Annotated in this window: 19 protein-coding genes; 3 read left to right on the top strand and 16 right to left on the bottom strand. The window is 42.3% G+C overall.

The features are described 5' to 3' along the window. Positions 1-8: 8 nt before the first annotated feature. Genes MHH40_RS13810 through MHH40_RS13800 form a run of 3 tightly spaced genes read right to left on the bottom strand, consistent with a single transcriptional unit; the run spans position 9 to position 2755 of the window. Complete coding sequence (locus tag MHH40_RS13810; RefSeq protein ID WP_003213573.1) at positions 9-926, bottom strand: osmoprotectant ABC transporter substrate-binding protein; 918 nt, start codon at positions 924-926, stop codon at positions 9-11. A 13-nt stretch (positions 927-939) separates the two neighbouring features. Then, positions 940-1593: an ABC transporter permease gene (locus MHH40_RS13805; protein WP_050944179.1), complete on the bottom strand. Its 654-nt coding sequence runs from the start codon at positions 1591-1593 to the stop codon at positions 940-942. Positions 1594-1606: 13 nt separating this feature from the next. After that, on the bottom strand, positions 1607-2755 hold the full coding sequence (locus MHH40_RS13800) for a betaine/proline/choline family ABC transporter ATP-binding protein (RefSeq protein ID WP_003212926.1): 1149 nt from the start codon (positions 2753-2755) through the stop codon (positions 1607-1609). 269 nt (positions 2756-3024) lie between these two features. On the opposite strand from MHH40_RS13800, the gene MHH40_RS13795 reads away from it, so the two are divergent. Next, positions 3025-3561, top strand: a complete 537-nt coding sequence (locus MHH40_RS13795; protein ID WP_012011291.1) for a GbsR/MarR family transcriptional regulator — start codon at positions 3025-3027, stop codon at positions 3559-3561. Between the two features lie 55 nt (positions 3562-3616). Here the strand turns inward: MHH40_RS13795 and MHH40_RS13790 are convergent, their stop codons facing one another. Further along, complete coding sequence (locus MHH40_RS13790; protein WP_003212698.1) at positions 3617-4249, bottom strand: MarC family protein; 633 nt, start codon at positions 4247-4249, stop codon at positions 3617-3619. Positions 4250-4366: 117 nt separating this feature from the next. Here MHH40_RS13790 and MHH40_RS13785 point away from each other — a divergent pair, with 117 nt between their 5' ends. Further along, positions 4367-4831 (top strand): hypothetical protein, encoded by a 465-nt coding sequence (locus MHH40_RS13785; RefSeq protein ID WP_050944181.1) that lies wholly within the window; start codon positions 4367-4369, stop codon positions 4829-4831. 15 nt (positions 4832-4846) lie between these two features. Next, positions 4847-5311, top strand: coding sequence for a GNAT family N-acetyltransferase (locus tag MHH40_RS13780; RefSeq protein WP_050944183.1), 465 nt, complete (start codon positions 4847-4849; stop codon positions 5309-5311). Between the two features lie 22 nt (positions 5312-5333). Here MHH40_RS13780 and MHH40_RS13775 read toward each other — a convergent pair whose 3' ends face one another. The 12 genes from MHH40_RS13775 to MHH40_RS13720 all read right to left on the bottom strand — a co-directional run bounded on the left by MHH40_RS13775 (position 5334) and on the right by MHH40_RS13720 (position 17544). Beyond that, positions 5334-5615, bottom strand: a complete 282-nt coding sequence (locus tag MHH40_RS13775; RefSeq protein ID WP_003213050.1) for a hypothetical protein — start codon at positions 5613-5615, stop codon at positions 5334-5336. Continuing rightward, complete coding sequence (locus MHH40_RS13770) at positions 5612-5980, bottom strand: hypothetical protein (RefSeq protein WP_050944185.1); 369 nt, start codon at positions 5978-5980, stop codon at positions 5612-5614. Before MHH40_RS13770 ends, MHH40_RS13775 begins: the two co-directional genes overlap by 4 nt. Next, positions 5977-7374, bottom strand: coding sequence for a hypothetical protein (locus MHH40_RS13765; RefSeq protein ID WP_340901233.1), 1398 nt, complete (start codon positions 7372-7374; stop codon positions 5977-5979). The genes MHH40_RS13770 and MHH40_RS13765 overlap by 4 nt, the downstream gene beginning before the upstream one ends. Then, the gene (locus tag MHH40_RS13760; protein WP_340901231.1) at positions 7346-8113 is read right to left on the bottom strand and encodes an ABC transporter ATP-binding protein; all 768 of its coding nucleotides are present in this window, start codon (positions 8111-8113) and stop codon (positions 7346-7348) included. Before MHH40_RS13760 ends, MHH40_RS13765 begins: the two co-directional genes overlap by 29 nt. A 58-nt stretch (positions 8114-8171) precedes the next feature. Beyond that, a complete protein-coding gene (locus tag MHH40_RS13755; protein ID WP_034620133.1) occupies positions 8172-8441 on the bottom strand; it encodes a hypothetical protein in 270 nt (89 codons plus the stop codon). Positions 8442-8697: 256 nt separating this feature from the next. Next, a complete protein-coding gene (gene eno / locus MHH40_RS13750) occupies positions 8698-9990 on the bottom strand; it encodes a phosphopyruvate hydratase (protein ID WP_003212752.1) in 1293 nt (430 codons plus the stop codon). Positions 9991-10019: 29 nt separating this feature from the next. Next, positions 10020-11555: a 2,3-bisphosphoglycerate-independent phosphoglycerate mutase gene (gpmI, locus tag MHH40_RS13745; protein ID WP_050944194.1), complete on the bottom strand. Its 1536-nt coding sequence runs from the start codon at positions 11553-11555 to the stop codon at positions 10020-10022. Further along, on the bottom strand, positions 11548-12309 hold the full coding sequence (tpiA, locus tag MHH40_RS13740; protein WP_050944200.1) for a triose-phosphate isomerase: 762 nt from the start codon (positions 12307-12309) through the stop codon (positions 11548-11550). The genes gpmI and tpiA overlap by 8 nt, the downstream gene beginning before the upstream one ends. A 30-nt stretch (positions 12310-12339) precedes the next feature. After that, positions 12340-13524: a phosphoglycerate kinase gene (locus MHH40_RS13735; RefSeq protein ID WP_003213359.1), complete on the bottom strand. Its 1185-nt coding sequence runs from the start codon at positions 13522-13524 to the stop codon at positions 12340-12342. A 213-nt stretch (positions 13525-13737) separates the two neighbouring features. Continuing rightward, complete coding sequence (gap, locus tag MHH40_RS13730; protein ID WP_003212811.1) at positions 13738-14745, bottom strand: type I glyceraldehyde-3-phosphate dehydrogenase; 1008 nt, start codon at positions 14743-14745, stop codon at positions 13738-13740. Between the two features lie 31 nt (positions 14746-14776). Continuing rightward, positions 14777-15814, bottom strand: coding sequence for a sugar-binding transcriptional regulator (locus MHH40_RS13725; protein ID WP_003212739.1), 1038 nt, complete (start codon positions 15812-15814; stop codon positions 14777-14779). Between the two features lie 314 nt (positions 15815-16128). Beyond that, a complete protein-coding gene (locus tag MHH40_RS13720; RefSeq protein WP_050944204.1) occupies positions 16129-17544 on the bottom strand; it encodes an amino acid permease in 1416 nt (471 codons plus the stop codon). Positions 17545-17605 lie beyond the last annotated feature (61 nt).

The following is a 17605-nucleotide window of genomic DNA, read 5'->3' as shown; positions in this document are numbered from 1 at the left end:
TCCCCATCTTACTCAAAGTAATTGTGCTTTTTCAGGAAATTCTTCGCAACGGTGGCTGGTTCTTGAAGCTCTCCGTCGACTTGATAGTTCAGCTCTTGCATTTGTTCTGTATTAATTTTTCCGATCAGTCTGTTGATCACCTTATCAAGCCCTGGGTTCTCTTTTAAAACTTTTTCCGGGACAACGGGCGATGCATCATATGGCGGGAAAAACCGCTTATCATCTTTTAAAATTTTGAGGTCATAGGCTTTGATTCGCCCATCTGTTGAATAGGCAAGCACAATATCCATTTTTTCATTTTTTAATGCATCGTACACTAAACCAATCTGCATTGGATACGTGCTTCCAAATTCAATTCCGTATGTTTTCACGAATCCTTCATAACCGTCGCCTTTCTTTTTGAGCCATATATTATCGACACCGAACCGGTAATTCTTCGCATTCTTTTTCAAGTCAGAGACCGTTTCTAACTTGTTTTCCTTCGCCATCTTTTGCGTCACGGCAAAGGCATACGTATTGTCAAAGCCATAGGAATCAAACCATTTGTAATCATAGCGTTTCTTAAATTCTTTTTGGACGATTTCCATTGCACGCTCCGGGTCTTTTTCCGCATCCATTCCAAGCGTACTTGTCAAATCTGTCCCTGTATATCTTGTCGCCGAAATGTCGATATCCCCATTTTCCATTGCTTTCTGCTGTACGGTATTAGAGCCTAGGTTTTTCACAATGGTTGTCTTTTTATCTGTGTAATGTTCGATGATCTCGCTAACCATATAGGCCATGATTTCTGATTCGGTAAAGTTTTGTGCTCCCACCCGCAGCGTATTGCCTGAGGAGCCGGCTAGTCCAGGAAGTGAACAGCCGCTTATCAATAGCAAGCATCCAGCAAGCAGTGCGCTGATCCATTTTGTTTTTCGATTCTTCACATAAGCCAACTCCTTATGAAACTTCCTTCAATCCTTTTAAGCCTTCTGGTGTTACTTTTTTCTCCAGCTTCATCAATGTAAAGTCAATGATGACCGCTAAAATGGTGACTGGGATGGCACCTGCAATAATGTATTCCGGCTGGTATAGCTGAAGTCCAATCAAAATGTAGTCACCAAGACCGCCTCCACCGATAAAAGCAGCAAGTGTTGTCCAGCCAATTAAATAAATCGTTGACGTTCGGACACCTGCCATAATGATCGGTACAGCAAGCGGAAGTTCCACGAGACGAATTTGTTCCCATGTCGTCATGCCGATCCCTTTACCGGATTCAAGCAGATTTTTGTTCACACCTTTGACGCCGGCATACGTATTTCTCAAAATAGGCAATACCGAATAAAAAAAGAGAGCAACGATTGCAGGTATTTTCCCAACCCCCAAAATAGGAATAAAAAATGCAAGAATCGCTAAACTAGGGAGTGTTTGAAAGATATTCACGACACCGATGACAAAACCTGCGCCTCGTTTCATTCGCGTGAGAACGACGCCTAAAGGAACGGCAACGATAATTCCTAGCACGACAGCAATTAAGGAAATATATAAATGCTCCCACATTTTTGTGAGGAGTTCCCCACCATTTTTCTCTAGAAAATCGATGATTTGATCCATGTGTCCACCTCCCTTAGTTCATTTCAATGGCAGACGCTGGCGTATCGTCTCCCCAAATGGAGTCGTACACAACATCTACAAGACTTGCCCGTGTCACAATGCCTTTTAAATGCCCTTTGGCATCGACAACTGGTACATATTTAATACCGCGTATTAAGATTTTCCGAACGGTGTCTCTGAGAAGTGCGCCTTCTTGTACAGTATAGAACTCTGTATTTAAGATCTCACCAACGAAAGCCGCTTTTCTGCGGTTCGCATCAATAGTTTCAATATCGATATAGCCTTTTAACACATCATGTTCATCTACTACAAGCAAGGAATCGACCCGCTTTTCTCTCATGATGTAGATGGCATCAGTCAACGTTTGTTCGACTGTAATGGTAACTGGTGACGTGTTCATCATTTGTTCTACACGTTCCATATTCGGATTTGACTGAAGCAGGCGTTCTTTTCCGATGAATTCTTCAACGAACTCGTTGGCTGGGTTACGCAAAATATCTTCAGGTGTGCCTACTTGGACAATCTCTCCATCTTTTAAAATCACAATTCGGTCAGCCAGTTTAATCGCTTCATCCATGTCATGTGTGACGAATACGATGGTTTTATTTAACGTTTTTTGCAGCTTCTTAAATTCTTCCTGCAATGTATCTCGTGTAATTGGATCAAGTGCACCAAATGGTTCGTCCATGAGGATCAGAGGGGGTTCTGCTGCCAGTGCGCGAAGAACTCCGATGCGCTGCTGCTGTCCTCCACTGAGTTCATGAGGATAGCGCTCTAAAAATTCTGGGCCCATGTCGACGAGCTTCAACAGTTCGCGTGCTCGTTCCTTCCGTTTTTCTTCCGGCCATTTTAAGAGCTTCGGCACAAGTGAGATGTTTTGCGCGATGGTCATATGGGGGAACAGTCCAATTTGCTGAATCACATAACCGATTTCTCTTCTTAATTGAACTGGATCTTTTTTCATAATATTTTCTCCCTCGATAAAAATGTTTCCTGAGGAAGGTTCGATGAGTCGGTTGATCATCTTCATGGTTGTGGTCTTACCACAGCCACTCGGTCCAATAAAACAAATAAATTCTCCTTTTGCTATGTCTAAATCAATATTTTTGACAGCTTTTTTTCCGCCTTTATACGTCTTAGATACATTCTCTAGTTTCAGCAAATGAGACACCTCCAATTAGTTGGATCTATATATTCAGAAAATTTACACCTTATTAATTATAGTGCAAACTTTATAAAATAAAAAGTTTATGATGTGTTTGTATTGCATAACATTTATATAAAATTTTCAGTTAACGCCGTAATATCTAGATATCTCTCCTTTTTCCTCCAAATTACTAGCAATTACTCAATATTTATTGTTTTCATCAACAAACAGGTATATGATATATTGTGTTACAAATTGTCAGTCGTGAAGGGATGAAGCGGGGAGTGGACAAGCAAGCGCTAGGCGCCATTCAAAAAGCACAGGATCATTATATTGAAAAAGCTGCAGAGAACATGAATGCCTTTGGTCTTTCTTCTACAGTGGGTAGAGTGCTTGGTATCATTCACATGAACCGTAAACCAATGACGCTGGAAGAGCTATCAGAGGCGACCGGCATGAGCAAAACGAGGATGAGTCAAGTCGTTCGAGAAATGCTCGATTTAAATATTGCGGAAAAGGTTTATGAAAAAGGAATACGTAAAGATCTTTATGACGTTGAGCAAGATCAATACCAAACGTTTATTTCATTGTTTGCAGCCAATTGGACACGTGTTGTCAGTAAAAACCGTAAAGCACATAAGAAAACGTGCAAGGAATTGCAAGAGCTGCTTGAACAGGAAGATTTACCAGAAGAAACAGAGGATAAAATCAATCTGCTTCTTTCAGAAATCAAGGAAAGTCTTGATTACTATGATTGGATTAGCCGCTTAATTGAGTTCTTTGAAAGTGAAGAAGTATTTAAGCATGTGCCGAAACCTTAAAAAAAGCTGTTTTATTTTACATCATTGTAGAAAAAAACAGCTTTTTTATATACACTTATGACATAAACATCGGAAACATCCCTTTTAAGCCTGCACCGATCATTTCAACTGCCACTACAGCCAGAATTAATCCCATCAAACGCGTCACGACATTCATCTCTGTTTTCCCCATTTTTCTCATAATAAAACTTGAATAATGAAAGGCATAATACGTCATGGCAAGAACGATGACAATGCCGATTAGAATCGCAAACATGTGGAGCATCCCTTGACTTCCCGGGGTTAAACTCATCACTGTAGCGATTGTACCGGGACCAGCGATGATCGGAATGGCGAGCGGCGTAACGGAGATATCTGCCTTCTCTTTGCTTTCTGCCTTTTCCTCCGAATGAGGATTTTGGACGTGTGATTCTTTTGCATTCAGTAAATTGTAAGCGATACCAAAAATAAAAATACCGCCAGCGATGCGAAGTGCATGAATATCAATTCCAAACAGTTTGAAAATGAGCCTGCCTGCCAATAGAAAGGCAATCAAAATAATAAAAGAGACCACGATGGCTTTTTTGGCTGTCTGGGAGCGCTCTTTCTCTGTATAGCCCTCTGTTAAGGTGATGAAAAGAGGTACGTTTCCTATGGGGTTTGATACAGCAAATAATGAGACGACAACATGAATCATAAAGGAAATCAACAGACACCCTCCTTTTTGCATAGTGTCTGCCATTCTGATGTGAATATTCCCTTGTGATGTTAAAACCTGTATATCTTTAACCGATGATAATAATGGTTTAAAGAAAGGGGTTCACACATGAAGAAAACAATGACGATCATTCTTCTGTCTGTAGCAGTTATTACCTTAGGTGGCTGGATTGTTTGGCAGCAGCAGACCATCGTAAAAGCAGAGAAAACACATCAGCAAGAAAGCAAAACGAGCGATCTGAAGCTCTCGCAGTTAACATCAGATCAAACAGATATGAAGCATAAAAACGATGAACAAAAAAAGCAAATAGCCACCGTCACAAAAAAGCTCAAAAAAGAAAAGAAAGCCTATGAAAAAGAGGTCAAACAGCGTAAAGCGATTGAGATAAAAGTCGACCAGCTTCAAAAAGAGCTGGCAGCAGCAAAAGCCACTGCTCAAGCAAATAAGCAGACCGCTCAGGGTACAAGAAAACCAACTGTGAAAAAAGACCCGAATGTCACTCATCACCCTCCCTCACAGTGGGTACAGGACCAATATGATTGGGGCGTGAAACAAGGGTATATAAAAGAATAGAAAGGATGAAAAAGTGTGATACAGATTCGGCCATTATCTCATGATCAATCTCTCCCGATGGATCTTTTACTATTAGCTGATCCTTCAAAGGAAAAGGTTCTTGCTTATGTACAATCCGGCTCTTGTTATGCCGCCTTTCATGAACAGGAAGTGATTGGTGTCTATGTGCTATCATCGCTCTCTCAGCATTCAGTGGAAATCATGAATGTTGCTGTGAAGGAGTCATGGCAAGGAAGGGGAATTGGGAAGCAGCTGATCCGCCATGCGATCGCTGAAGCGAAAGCCACTGGTTTTCATACGATTGAAATCGGCACAGGCAACTCGAGTATTCAGCAGCTCGCACTTTATCAAAAATGCGGTTTCCGTCTAACGTCGATCGATCGCGATTTCTTCCTTAAGCATTATGATGAACCAATTTATGAAAACGGGATTCAGTGTATGGATATGGTACGGCTGTCTCTAACATTTCAAGCAGACTGACTATTTGTTCAGCCTGCTTTTTTTATGCTCTTCGTTTCTTCATAGCATGAATCACATATTGAATGAAAAAGTAAAGCACAGCGCCGGCTAAAAAGCAGACAACGCATCCAAAAAGCGTCGCCTCAGAGCTGAATTGATACTCTTCAATTTTCATAATATAAAATGGCATACCAAACAGCGTTGGACTTGATTCGATATGATTGACCTCTAATAGCAGTAAAAAGACAGGGGTCATAAACACAGCAAATATATACAGCATCGCAAGTGTTAAGCCGCTAGAAAACGAATGAAATACTTTGATCATCTCTTTCTCTCCTTCATCTCTTTTAAACTGACTGTGATATTTTTCCCGTCTGGGCAAGCTGGATGCAGCATCACAGTGTTCAGTAAAGAAAAAAACAGCAGCTGATGACTCACCGAATGCTTCCACGTTAATAAAAGCACAATTGAGCAGAGTACCGGAAACAGCGGACCTGCAAGTGCCACCATCAGATTAAAGCTCGGCCGGGCAAATGTCTCATGGACGATCGCCACATGCTTCCAATCAATCGTTACCACAAAATCAAAGAGCGGCCTTTTTTCGACTTTGTTACACACCATGATCATCAGCATATGACCGAGTTCATGAATGAGCACAACCGCTAGTAAACTAATGACAAGCCCCATCATCGCAATATCGGCCTTTTTAACATCACAGCATATATACAACTGAAAAAGGTAAGTGACCCAAGCAGATAAGCGGTGGCAAGAAGAAACATATGAGCTGACAGCCACTCTAATAAAAGCATATCGATGAAGCTGAATACAGCAATCATCATCACGATGACAAACAGTTTATTAAAATCACTGATTTTCACGACAAACCCCGTACAGGCTGCCATGACAGTCATGAATAAAATGGACAAACTCGCCAAGCCATGACCTTCACTTTCAATACCGATCACCAAATAAGCAAGGCCAATATACACAAAATAAATGAGTAAATTGATTGTGTAATAAAATAAAATTCTTGGCAATATATACACGCCCTTTGATGTATTTAACATAAAGATGGCCCGTTGATTGATATGATATTCTCTGCCAATCATCAGCGGAAGCATGATCAATATTTCCTTTAACGCAAACTGCACAATAAAGGCATACAGCCAGCCAGTTTCTTCCGGTGTAAAAACAAATGGCAGCCCAATCGTCAAACAAACGAGAAAGAGGAACAAAATGCCTTGTTCTTTAAAAACAGTTGATCGGATGAAATAGACCATTTCCTGCCGCACATGCGTCAGAAAGGAAGAGTACGTCCTAATTTTCTGGTAAGAAAATGACTTTACCTCTGTTTTCAGCTGCAAAAACATTTGATGAACATAGCAAGCTGCTAAGCCCTTTCCCCATAGCCAGCCAGAGCTTAGAAGAATTACCAGCAACGTCAGATAGACAGCCGGCCATACATGGATCATCTCCACTGCTTTTTGAAAAAGAAGAAATATGAGTACTTGAAGTGTCGCAAAGCCGATTGTTTGTAGCAGTAAATGCTCCTTTGTTTTTGATACGAAATAACTTACACCGATCCTCATTAGCATCCATGAAGAGAGCGTATAAAGTGCCAATATGCCGCATGTGATGCAGACAACGATGATCCAATACAGAGATGGGGTAACACCTGTGATAAAAAGACCTAATACAATCGGTAAAAAAAGCAGTCCAGCCATGAGGAAGCAAAAAAGCACTGGAAAGAAATACGCACAAAGGACAAAGGGTACACTTTGTATCGCACTGTTCAAAAAGTAGAATTGATATTCTTGGCGCTTCAGTTTATTGCGGGATAACACAATCCCTGCTCCTAATAGTAAGAGCGACATTTTGACAAATTGGAGATATAGCGCAGCTGGCTCACTTTCACCTGCCTGCATGTAAAAGCGCAGGCTGATGACAACGTATATCGCATAGATGAGCAAGAGAAAAACGGCAGCTGAGAGCAGCTGCAAAGGATACTTTTTTCCAAGCTGCTTTCCTTTCGTTGTCAGCATGCCCCACTCTATTTTATGAAGAACGTGTCGTGTCCAAATCATTGAGTAACCTCTCCACCTGCATATAGTAATCTCGATTTACTTCTTTATAAATCTCTTCAAGTGCCTGATGAGGAAATGTCTCATTCGTTTCTTGGCGGGACATATTCAGCTTGACGTCACCATTTCTTAAGATCATGAGATGATCATATAATGTATCACCAAAACTCAAATGATGAGTTGAAATCAGGATGCCAGCGCCTTGATCTCTCAGCTTCATGAGCACCTTTTTTAAGATGATCATCATATCTGGATCAAGTCCGTTCGTTGGCTCGTCGAACACATAATAATCACACGGTCTGAGAAGCTGCGAAATGATCTGTGTTTTCTTTTGATTGCCATGGGACAGCTGAGCGATTGGCTGATCCATATACGGACTCAGCTCAAACAAATCGGTGAAGGTCTCTTCACGTGTGACATCTTGCTCATGTGGCAGCTGAAGTAATTGAAAGTATTCCCTCGGTGTTAAATAATCGAACAACGCATGATCGTCAGGAATATAGGAAACATGTTTTTTCAACAGGGAAATATGTGCTGAGGATTGAAGGTTCAGCTGTTCACCATGTAAGGAAACGTAGCCAGTAAATGGCGTCAGCCCAAACATAGCTTGAATCATCGTTGTCTTTCCTGCACCATTATGCCCTAAAAGAAGCATCATCCGGCCTTTCTCCACGTTCATTTGTATATGGCGGAGAGAGAAGGTGCGGCTATACGTTTTTTCTTGTAATTGTAATGTCAGCATCATATCCCTCCGTTTGTTTCAGATGGAACAGATGACCTTGCATCTGTTCTCATCCCTGTTAGAAACCGCATTGGATTTTAACGTACATGCCTAATAATTTGAACTCTCCTAAAAATTTGGAGCCCTGTCCAAAGGTCTTACATGCCCAAATCAATGCTCCAAGTGAAATAATGCCCAATATAGCGGCAAGGACATAAATCCAAAATGCGTTTTTCTGTACATTCTTAGAAGTTAGAATTCGTTGCTTCCTTTCATCATATGCCGCCAGTAGGTGGAGAATATACATATACACACCTACTGGAAAACGAAGGCTAAAAGGATTCAGCATCTCATCACCCCCTAATATATGTAAAATGATACCACCCCCTTACAGAAAGCATAAGTTCATTTCAGATCATATTTTTAGTCGATTTTTCATGATCTATTGCTTATAAATGGTGGATCTTCTCACTTTCCCTCTGACTGAAGGATGACTTTTTACAAAAATAGGATGTGACTATTGAAACAGCTGCGGGATCTCATTCAACAAAAAAAAACGCTGCGCCCACTCTTTTATAAGAGCGGAACGCAGCGCGTTGCTGGCATTATTTATTCAAGTTATAGAATGTTGCAATGCCATGATATTGTGCTGTTTCAGCCAATTGATCTTCGATGCGAAGTAATTGGTTGTATTTCGCCACACGGTCCGTACGAGACGGAGCACCTGTTTTGATTTGTCCAGCGTTTGTTGCAACAGCGATGTCTGCAATTGTGCTGTCTTCTGTTTCACCAGAGCGGTGAGAGATAACAGCTGTGTATCCTGCACGTTTTGCCATTTCGATTGCATCAAATGTTTCAGTTAATGTACCGATTTGGTTTACTTTGATTAGGATTGAGTTACCAACGCCGTTTTTGATTCCTTCAGAAAGCTTCTTCGTGTTTGTCACAAACAAGTCATCTCCTACTAGCTGAACCTTGCTGCCAAGGCGCTCAGTTAATAGTTTGTGACCTTCCCAGTCGTTTTCATCAAGGCCGTCTTCGATCGAGATGATTGGGTATTTCGATACCATATCTTCATACCAGTCAACCATTTCAGCAGATGTTTTCACAACACCTTCGCCTGATAAATGATATTTACCGTCTTCTTTGTTGTAGAACTCAGAAGATGCAGCATCCATTGCAAGTTTCACTTCTTCACCTGGTTTGAAACCAGCTTTTTCAATCGCTTCAACGATTGTTTGAAGTGCTTCTTCGTTAGAACCAAGGTTTGGAGCGAATCCACCTTCGTCACCTACAGCTGTGTTTAAGCCTTTTGCACTTAATACAGATTTCAGGCTATGGAAGATTTGTGCGCCCATGCGAAGTGCTTCACGGAAGTTAGGTGCACCTACAGGCATAATCATGAATTCTTGAATGTCTACGTTGTTATCCGCATGCTCTCCGCCGTTGACGATGTTCATCATTGGCACTGGAAGCGTTTTGGAGTTGAATCCACCAAGGTATTGGTAAAGTGGAATTTGTAAGAAATCAGCAGCAGCACGTGCTACAGCGATAGATACGCCAAGGATTGCGTTTGCGCCTAATTTCCCTTTGTTTTCTGTTCCGTCAAGTTCGATTAACATTTTGTCAATTGCTACTTGTTCAGTTACATCAAAGCCTAAAAGCTCTGGTGCAATGATTTCGTTTACGTTGTTTACAGCTGTCAGAACACCTTTTCCAAGGTAACGGTCTTTGTCTCCGTCACGTAGTTCTACTGCTTCATATTCACCAGTAGAGGCACCACTTGGTACTAGTGCACGGCCAAAGCCGCCAGATTCTGTGTAAACTTCTACTTCAACTGTTGGGTTACCGCGGGAGTCTAATACTTCGCGTGCATATACGTCAACAATGTATGGCATCGTTATTTCTCTCCTTTTGAATCAATTTGTTATTTCTGAATCAATGATGTTCCTGTCATCTCTTTTGGTTTTTCAAGACCAAGTAAGTCTAAAAGCGTTGGAGATAGATCGGCTAGAATGCCGCCTTCTCTAAGCGTTGCACCTTTTTTCGTTACGATGACTGGAACAGGGTTTGTCGTATGTGCAGTATGCGGCTTTCCTTCTTCAGTAATCAGCACGTCTGCGTTACCGTGGTCTGCCGTGATGATGGCATGTCCGCCTTTTGCTAGGATTGCGTCGACAACAGCTCCTAAGCATTCATCTACTGCTTCAATGGCTTTGATTGTTGGCTCAAGCATACCTGAATGACCAACCATATCCGGGTTAGCAAAGTTCAGGATGATCGCATCATGCTTGTCAGCATTGATGTCTGCAACAAGTGCATCCTTTACCTCATAAGCGCTCATTTCTGGCTTGAGGTCATAGGTTGCCACATCTGGCGAATTGATCAAGATGCGGTCTTCACCAGGAAATTCTTCTTCACGTCCACCGCTCATAAAGAACGTCACGTGAGGATATTTCTCTGTTTCAGCAATCCGCAGCTGTTTCAATCCATTTTGCGCTAGCACTTCTCCTACTGTGTTATCCAAATTCACTGGTTTGAAGGCAACATAGCCATCAACCGTTTCACTGAAGTGTGTGAAGCAGACGAAGTGTAAATGCTTCGGATGTGCTTCTCCGCGATCAAACGAGCGGAAATCTTCATTTGTGAAGGTGTTCGAAATTTGGATTGCACGGTCTGGGCGGAAGTTATAGAAAATCACAGAATCGCCGTCGTTTACTTTTGCAACTGGCTCACCATTTTCTCTCGTGATGACAGATGGAATAACGAATTCATCGTAGATTCCATTTTCATAGGAGTCATCAACGACATCATAGATGTTTTGATAACTTGGGCCTTCACCATACGCCATCGCGCGATATGCTTTCTCCACACGATCCCAGCGTTTGTCACGGTCCATTGAGTAATAGCGTCCAGAAAGTGTTGCCACTTCTCCGACACCGATTTCTTTGATTTGTTCTTCAAGCTGTTTTAAGTACACTTTGGCTGTCTTTTGACCAACATCACGTCCGTCCAAGAAGCCATGAATGTATACTTTTGTTAAGCCTTCTTTTTTCGCTAGTTTCAGCAAGGCAAAAAGGTGCTGGATGTGGCTGTGCACACCGCCGTCTGACAGGAGACCGAATAAATGAAGGGCCTTGTCATTCTCTTTTGCATAAGTCATTGCCTCTAGGAACGTTTCGTTTTTCTCAAATTCCCCATCACGAATGGCAACATTCACTCTTGTTAAGCTTTGATACACAATGCGTCCTGCACCGATGTTCAAATGTCCAACTTCAGAGTTCCCCATTTGACCTTGTGGGAGGCCTACTGCCTCACCTGAAGCCGTTAAGGTTTGATGCGGGAATTCGTTCCAGTAGCGGTCGAAGTTCGGTTTCTTTGCTTGGGCAACAGCGTTACCAACTGTTTCGCCTCTTAAACCGAATCCATCTAAGATGATTAATGCAGCTGGTTTCTTACTCATATTGACCTTCCTCCAATAATTGAACGAAAGACTGAGGTTCTAAGCTTGCGCCGCCTACCAAAGCACCGTCAATATCGGATTCTGCCATATATTCTTTAATATTCGCAGGTTTCACGCTTCCGCCATATTGAATGCGAAGGCTGTCTGCCGCTTCTTGACCATATTCGCTTGCAACCGTTTGACGGATATGCGCACAAACGTCGTTTGCATCTTTCGCTGTAGAAGATTTCCCTGTACCGATCGCCCAGATTGGCTCATATGCAATAACAGATTCAGAAACTTGCTGAGTTGTTAAACCAGCTAGTGCTTTCTTCACTTGATCAGCGACAAGTTCATTTGTTTTGCCAGCTTCACGCTCTTCAAGCGTTTCACCTACACAGATAATTGGAACGATGCCATGCTTGAATGCAGCATGTGCTTTTTTGTTCACTGTTTCATCTGTTTCAGCGAAGAATTCACGGCGCTCTGAATGACCGATCACTGAGTAGCCAATGCCAAGATCTTTTAGCGCAGCAGGACTGATTTCACCAGTGAATGCACCATTTTCTTCAAAGTGCATGTTTTGTGCACCAATTTTAAGGTCTGTTCCGTTAGAAAGGCTGTTTAGCTTTTCAAGGAAAAGAGATGGCGCACAGACAATTGCTTCCACTTTGTCAGGAGATGGAATGGATGACTTGACTTCTTCAACGAAGCTAACCGCTTCGCCAAGTGTTTTGTTCATTTTCCAGTTCCCAGCTATAATTGGTTTTCTCATGATTGACACTTCCTTATAGCAGTTTTGGTCTTATTTATCGTTTAATGCAGTAACACCTGGAAGCTCTTTGCCTTCCATAAATTCAAGTGAAGCGCCGCCGCCTGTAGAAATATGGCTCATCTGATCAGCAAGACCAAATTTCTCAACAGCTGCTGCTGAATCTCCACCGCCAATGACAGAATATGTATCTTTTGCTTCTGCCAGTGCTTCTGCGATTGCTTTTGTTCCTTTAGCGAATGCGTCGATTTCAAATACACCCATTGGTCCGTTCCAAACAACAAGCTTGCTGTTTTTAATCACATCAGCGTACTTGCCGATTGTCTCTGTTCCAATATCAAGTGCTTCTAGATCACTTGGAATTTCAGAGATTGGCACAATGCTTGTATTCGCATCATTTGAAAAGTCGTCGGCTACCAGAACATCTGTTGGAATCAGGAAGTTCACGCCTTTTTCTTTTGCACGGTCCATAAAGGATTTCGCTAAATCGACTTTGTCTTCTTCTAATAAAGATTTTCCTACTTCGTGGCCTAGTGCTTTCACAAATGTGTAAGCAAGTCCGCCGCCGATGATGAGGTTGTCCACTTTATCAAGAAGACTTTCAATCACACCGATTTTATCCTTTACTTTTGCGCCACCGATAATCGCTGTAAATGGGCGATCAGGGTTTGAAATGGCTTTTCCTAGAACCTCAAGCTCTTTTTGCATGAGGAAGCCAGAAACAGCCGGAAGATATGCTGCAATACCAGCAGTGGATGCATGTGCACGGTGTGCAGCACCGAATGCATCATTGACATACACATCGGCTAAATCAGCAAATGCTTTTGATAATTCAGGATCGTTCTTTTCTTCACCAGGATAGAAACGAACGTTTTCAAGCACTAGCACATCTCCTTCTTTTAAGTCAGAGATTTGCTTTTTCACGTTGTCGCCGTAAGCTTCATCCGCTTTTTTCACTTCTTGTCCAAGAAGCTCTTGAAGACGTTTCGCTACAGGTGTCAGACGCAGTTCTTCAGTAACTTGACCCTTCGGACGACCCAAATGACTAGCTAGTAGTACCTTTGCGCCTTGTCCTGTTAAATACTCAATCGTTGGTAATGCTGCGCGAATACGAGTATCATCCGTCACTTTTCCGTCTTTCATTGGAACGTTAAAATCTACGCGGCAGAACACAACTTTACCTTTTACGTCAATGTCTTTTACTGATTTCTTATTCATGCTCGTCAGGAGATCCTCCTTTATTCTGGTTTCCTTACGCATTGGACAAGTCTCTCTTTATCCTTTTCCCATTTTGCCCTCATCAAAACGAGAAATCGTGCAGAACGGATAAAAACAGAGAAAAAGGGAAAGGGATGCTTCCCCTTCCCTTGTCCGTCTTCATTATATCGTGTCTATAGGAAAGAACCAAGTGAGTTCCTTCAGTGTGACAAATTAAAGACCTTGTTTTGCAATGTAAGCTGCAAGGTCAACAACGCGGTGAGAATATCCACTCTCGTTATCGTACCAAGAAATGACTTTCACCATGCTGCCTTCCATTACCATTGTAGAAAGAGCATCAATTGTTGAAGAGTTTGCATTACCATTGTAGTCACCAGATACTAATGGCTCTTCGCTGTAGCCAAGGATTCCATTAAGTTCTCCTTCAGCTGCTTCTTTAAGTGCTGCATTTACATCTTCAACAGTTACATCTTGGTTTAATTCAGCCACAAGGTCAACTAAAGAAACGTTAGGTGTTGGAACACGCATAGCGCCACCGTTTAATTTACCTTTAAGTTCAGGCAATACAAGTGAAACAGCTTTCGCAGCACCTGTAGAAGTTGGGATGATATTTTCCGCAGCTGCACGAGCACGACGGTAGTCTTTGTGCGGAAGATCAAGAATTTGTTGGTCATTTGTGTATGAGTGAACAGTTGTCATCATACCGCGTTTGATACCAAATTTATCGTTAAGTACTTTTGCAAATGGAGCTAAGCAGTTTGTTGTACAAGATGCATTAGAGATGACATCGTGGCTAGCTGCATCGTATTTGTCTTCGTTTACACCCATAACGATTGTGATATCTTCTTCGTTAGCAGGAGCAGAGATGATGACTTTTTTAGCGCCAGCTTCTAAGTGTTTTGCAGCGTCTGCACGTTTTGTGAAGAATCCAGTAGATTCAACAACGATTTCTACGCCTTGTTTACCCCAGCTTAATTTCGCAGGGTCACGCTCAGCTGATACTTCGATTGTTTTACCGTTCACTACTAAGTTCGTACCGTCTACAGAAACCTCTGCATCTAGTTTTCCGTGAACAGAGTCATATTGTAAAAGGTGTGCAAGCATGTTAGCGTCTGTTAGATCGTTAACCGCTACTACCTCAACTTCAGGATTGTTTAATGCTGCACGAAATACGTTACGTCCAATACGTCCAAATCCGTTAATACCGACTTTTACTGCCATGATGTTTCCTCCTTTTATAGGTCACAATGTTTTATATTGAGGGATCAATTGACTCCCTTAATAACTCTTTTGCGGCTCCTTCGTCTGTGACGAGAACCGTTCGGCGGGGTTTTTTGAAATAAGCTTCAATGGCCCCTGCCTTTGATGATCCACCTGCAACAGCAATGATGTGTGGAATGCTTTCTAAATCATCTAGCTGCATGCCGACGGAGTGCACTTTGTGGACGACCTCACCATCACGATTAAAGTAATAGCCAAAGGCCTCTGTCACTGCGTCATGCTCATCAATCTTTTTTAAATCTTCAGCTGGTGTGTTTCGTCTCATCGCCATTGTTTTTGCTTCACCGATTCCATGAATGAGCATCGTGGATGATTTAATCGTTTGAAGCACTTCTTTGACTGACGGCTCTTCAATAATGGAAGAGTAAGCACCTTCTGACAGCTGTCCTGGAACAAACAGCAGTTTGTAAGTACCGGAAGCTTTTTCAGCCATGTGGGCACAAATGGTGTTTGCCTGATTTTTTACATTCTCCCCAAGACCGCCTCTCGCAGGGACAAACATCATGTCTCTGTTTTTGGCATCAGGGGTCATCATTTCGGCAACGGCTTCCATCGTCGTTCCGCCAGTGACGGCGACGATATTATTTCCAGTAAACCTTTTTTTCATACATTGGACAGCAGCTCTTCCCATCTCTTGCTTCACCCACGGGGATTCGTCACTGTCACCAGAAACGATCACGACTTCTTCTAGGCCTAACTTCCTCTTCAATGTATTTTCCAAAAAGGTTAAACCTAAAACGTCTTTCATCATTCCTTCAAGCATTTCAAGCAAAGCGTGGCCTTCACTCGTCAGCATCATGCCGCTCGTTTTGACATCCAGCAGATTTTGTTCTTTTAAAAACTGAACTTCAGCTCTTAAGATGCGCTCACTGAGACCAAGACTCGTCGCAAGACTTCTGCGGCCGATTGGTTCAGCTAATCTGATGTACTGCAAAATGTCGTAGCGTTTTTGCATAACGATGAGAAGATCTGGCAATAATTTTTTTTGAGCTTCCAATAAACGATTCATGGCTAACGACCCTTTCTTTTCACGTTGGACTAAAAACGTCCCACTGTGACAAAAAACGTCCCGCCACAGCCAAAAAAAATCAATCCCTGCTTTCTTTAATTATTTTAACAGGATCATCTTGCATTTTCAACTATTACAAACACATTTAGACAAAAAATAGACACATTTTCACCCATAGCCTGCTTGCCATCAAGGTTCTTGCTATGATTTTTCTTTTCGAAATATTTTATTTTCTTCTATATTGAATGAATTCATCAATGAAAGTGTGCATGCGTAAGAGGTCCGCATACACACTTTTTTGATATAGTCGTCTTTTATGTTTTTGGGATTCCTTCCTCTTCGGCGAAACGCTTTGCCTCTTCCTTCGGTTTGATTTTGAGATAATAAATGATGTAGCAGGCAGCCATGAACGGAACACCGCAATAAAGGCCAATCCGCTGATCCTCGATAAAAAATAAGCTAATGAGCACGATGCCAAATGCGATGAAGCCTGCTAGTGGGACAAATGGATAGAGCGGTGTACGGAAGACGAGATCCTTCACATCTCCCCCGTCTTTTATGAATTGTTTTCTAAAGAAATATTGAGACAAACAAATGGACATCCACACCACAACAAGAACCATTCCAGAAATCGAAATAAGCCACACATACACCGTTTTTGGTGCCACAATACTTGTGAGCAGAGATAGAGCGGATACACCCATTGTCACCAATAATGCATTGATCGGGATTTTACGCTTGGACAGCTTTTTCGTAAAGGCAGGTCCTTTCCCGTCCTTTGAAAGCGACCAGAGCATACGTGATGATGCATATAATCCAGAGTTTGCTACAGACAAGACAGCTGTGATGATAATAAAATTCATGAAATCTGCAGCATATGGGATGCCGACCTTGTCCAGCACGACCACAAACGGACTGTCGACAGCGCCTGCTGTCTGCCATGGAAGAAGTGCGGCTAGAACCGCAATTGATAAAACGAAAAAGACCATCGTTCTCCAAATAATATTCCGTATTGATCGAGGCAATGTTTTTTCAGGGCTTTCACTCTCACCTGCTGCGATCCCTACAAGTTCTGTTCCTTGGAAGGAGAAATTGACCGTGACCATGGTTAATAAAATAGCAAAAACACCATTAGGAAATAGTCCGCCATGATCCGTCAAATGACGAAATAAAGGGGCTGGTTCTCCGCCTTTTAAATGAATCATTCCGAAAATTGCGCCAATTCCGATGATAATAAACAATAGGATGGCCGCAACCTTGATGGCTGAAAACCAAAACTCCGTTTCAGCGAAGCTGCGAGCAGAGATGGCATTCACGGCAAATAATATCACGCTAAATGCTAGACACCAGAGCCAAACCGGAATATCTGGAAACCACCTTTGGAGCAATATGCCTGCTGATGTAAACTCCAGACCAATCGTACACGCCCAGCTAAACCAATACAGCCAGCCGATCATAAAGCCTGTGGACGGGCCTATATATTTGGTTGCATATTCCTGAAAGGAACCGGCTGTTGGCATCGCCACTGCTAATTCTCCAAGACAGAGCATGACCAAATACATTAAAAATCCGCCAATGATAAACGATAGAATGGCTCCCCCCGGTCCTGCCTGATGGATAATCAACCCTGACCCAAGGAAAAGCCCTGTACCGATGACGCCGCCTAAGGCAATCATAAAGAGATGTCTGCTTTTCATGGAACGCTCTAGTTCATTATGCTGTTCTTGCATCAAATCCACTTCCCCACTTTCCCTCTTCTATTCAGCATCCTTTGACAAAATTCGCTGTTCG

It is taken from the genome of Bacillus sp. FSL K6-2431 (genome assembly GCF_038005165.1).
Taxonomy (GTDB): Bacteria; Bacillota; Bacilli; order Bacillales; family Bacillaceae; genus Bacillus; species Bacillus pumilus.
The sequence above is the reverse complement of the archived record's forward strand: the minus strand, read 5'-3'. Positions and strand labels throughout refer to the sequence as shown.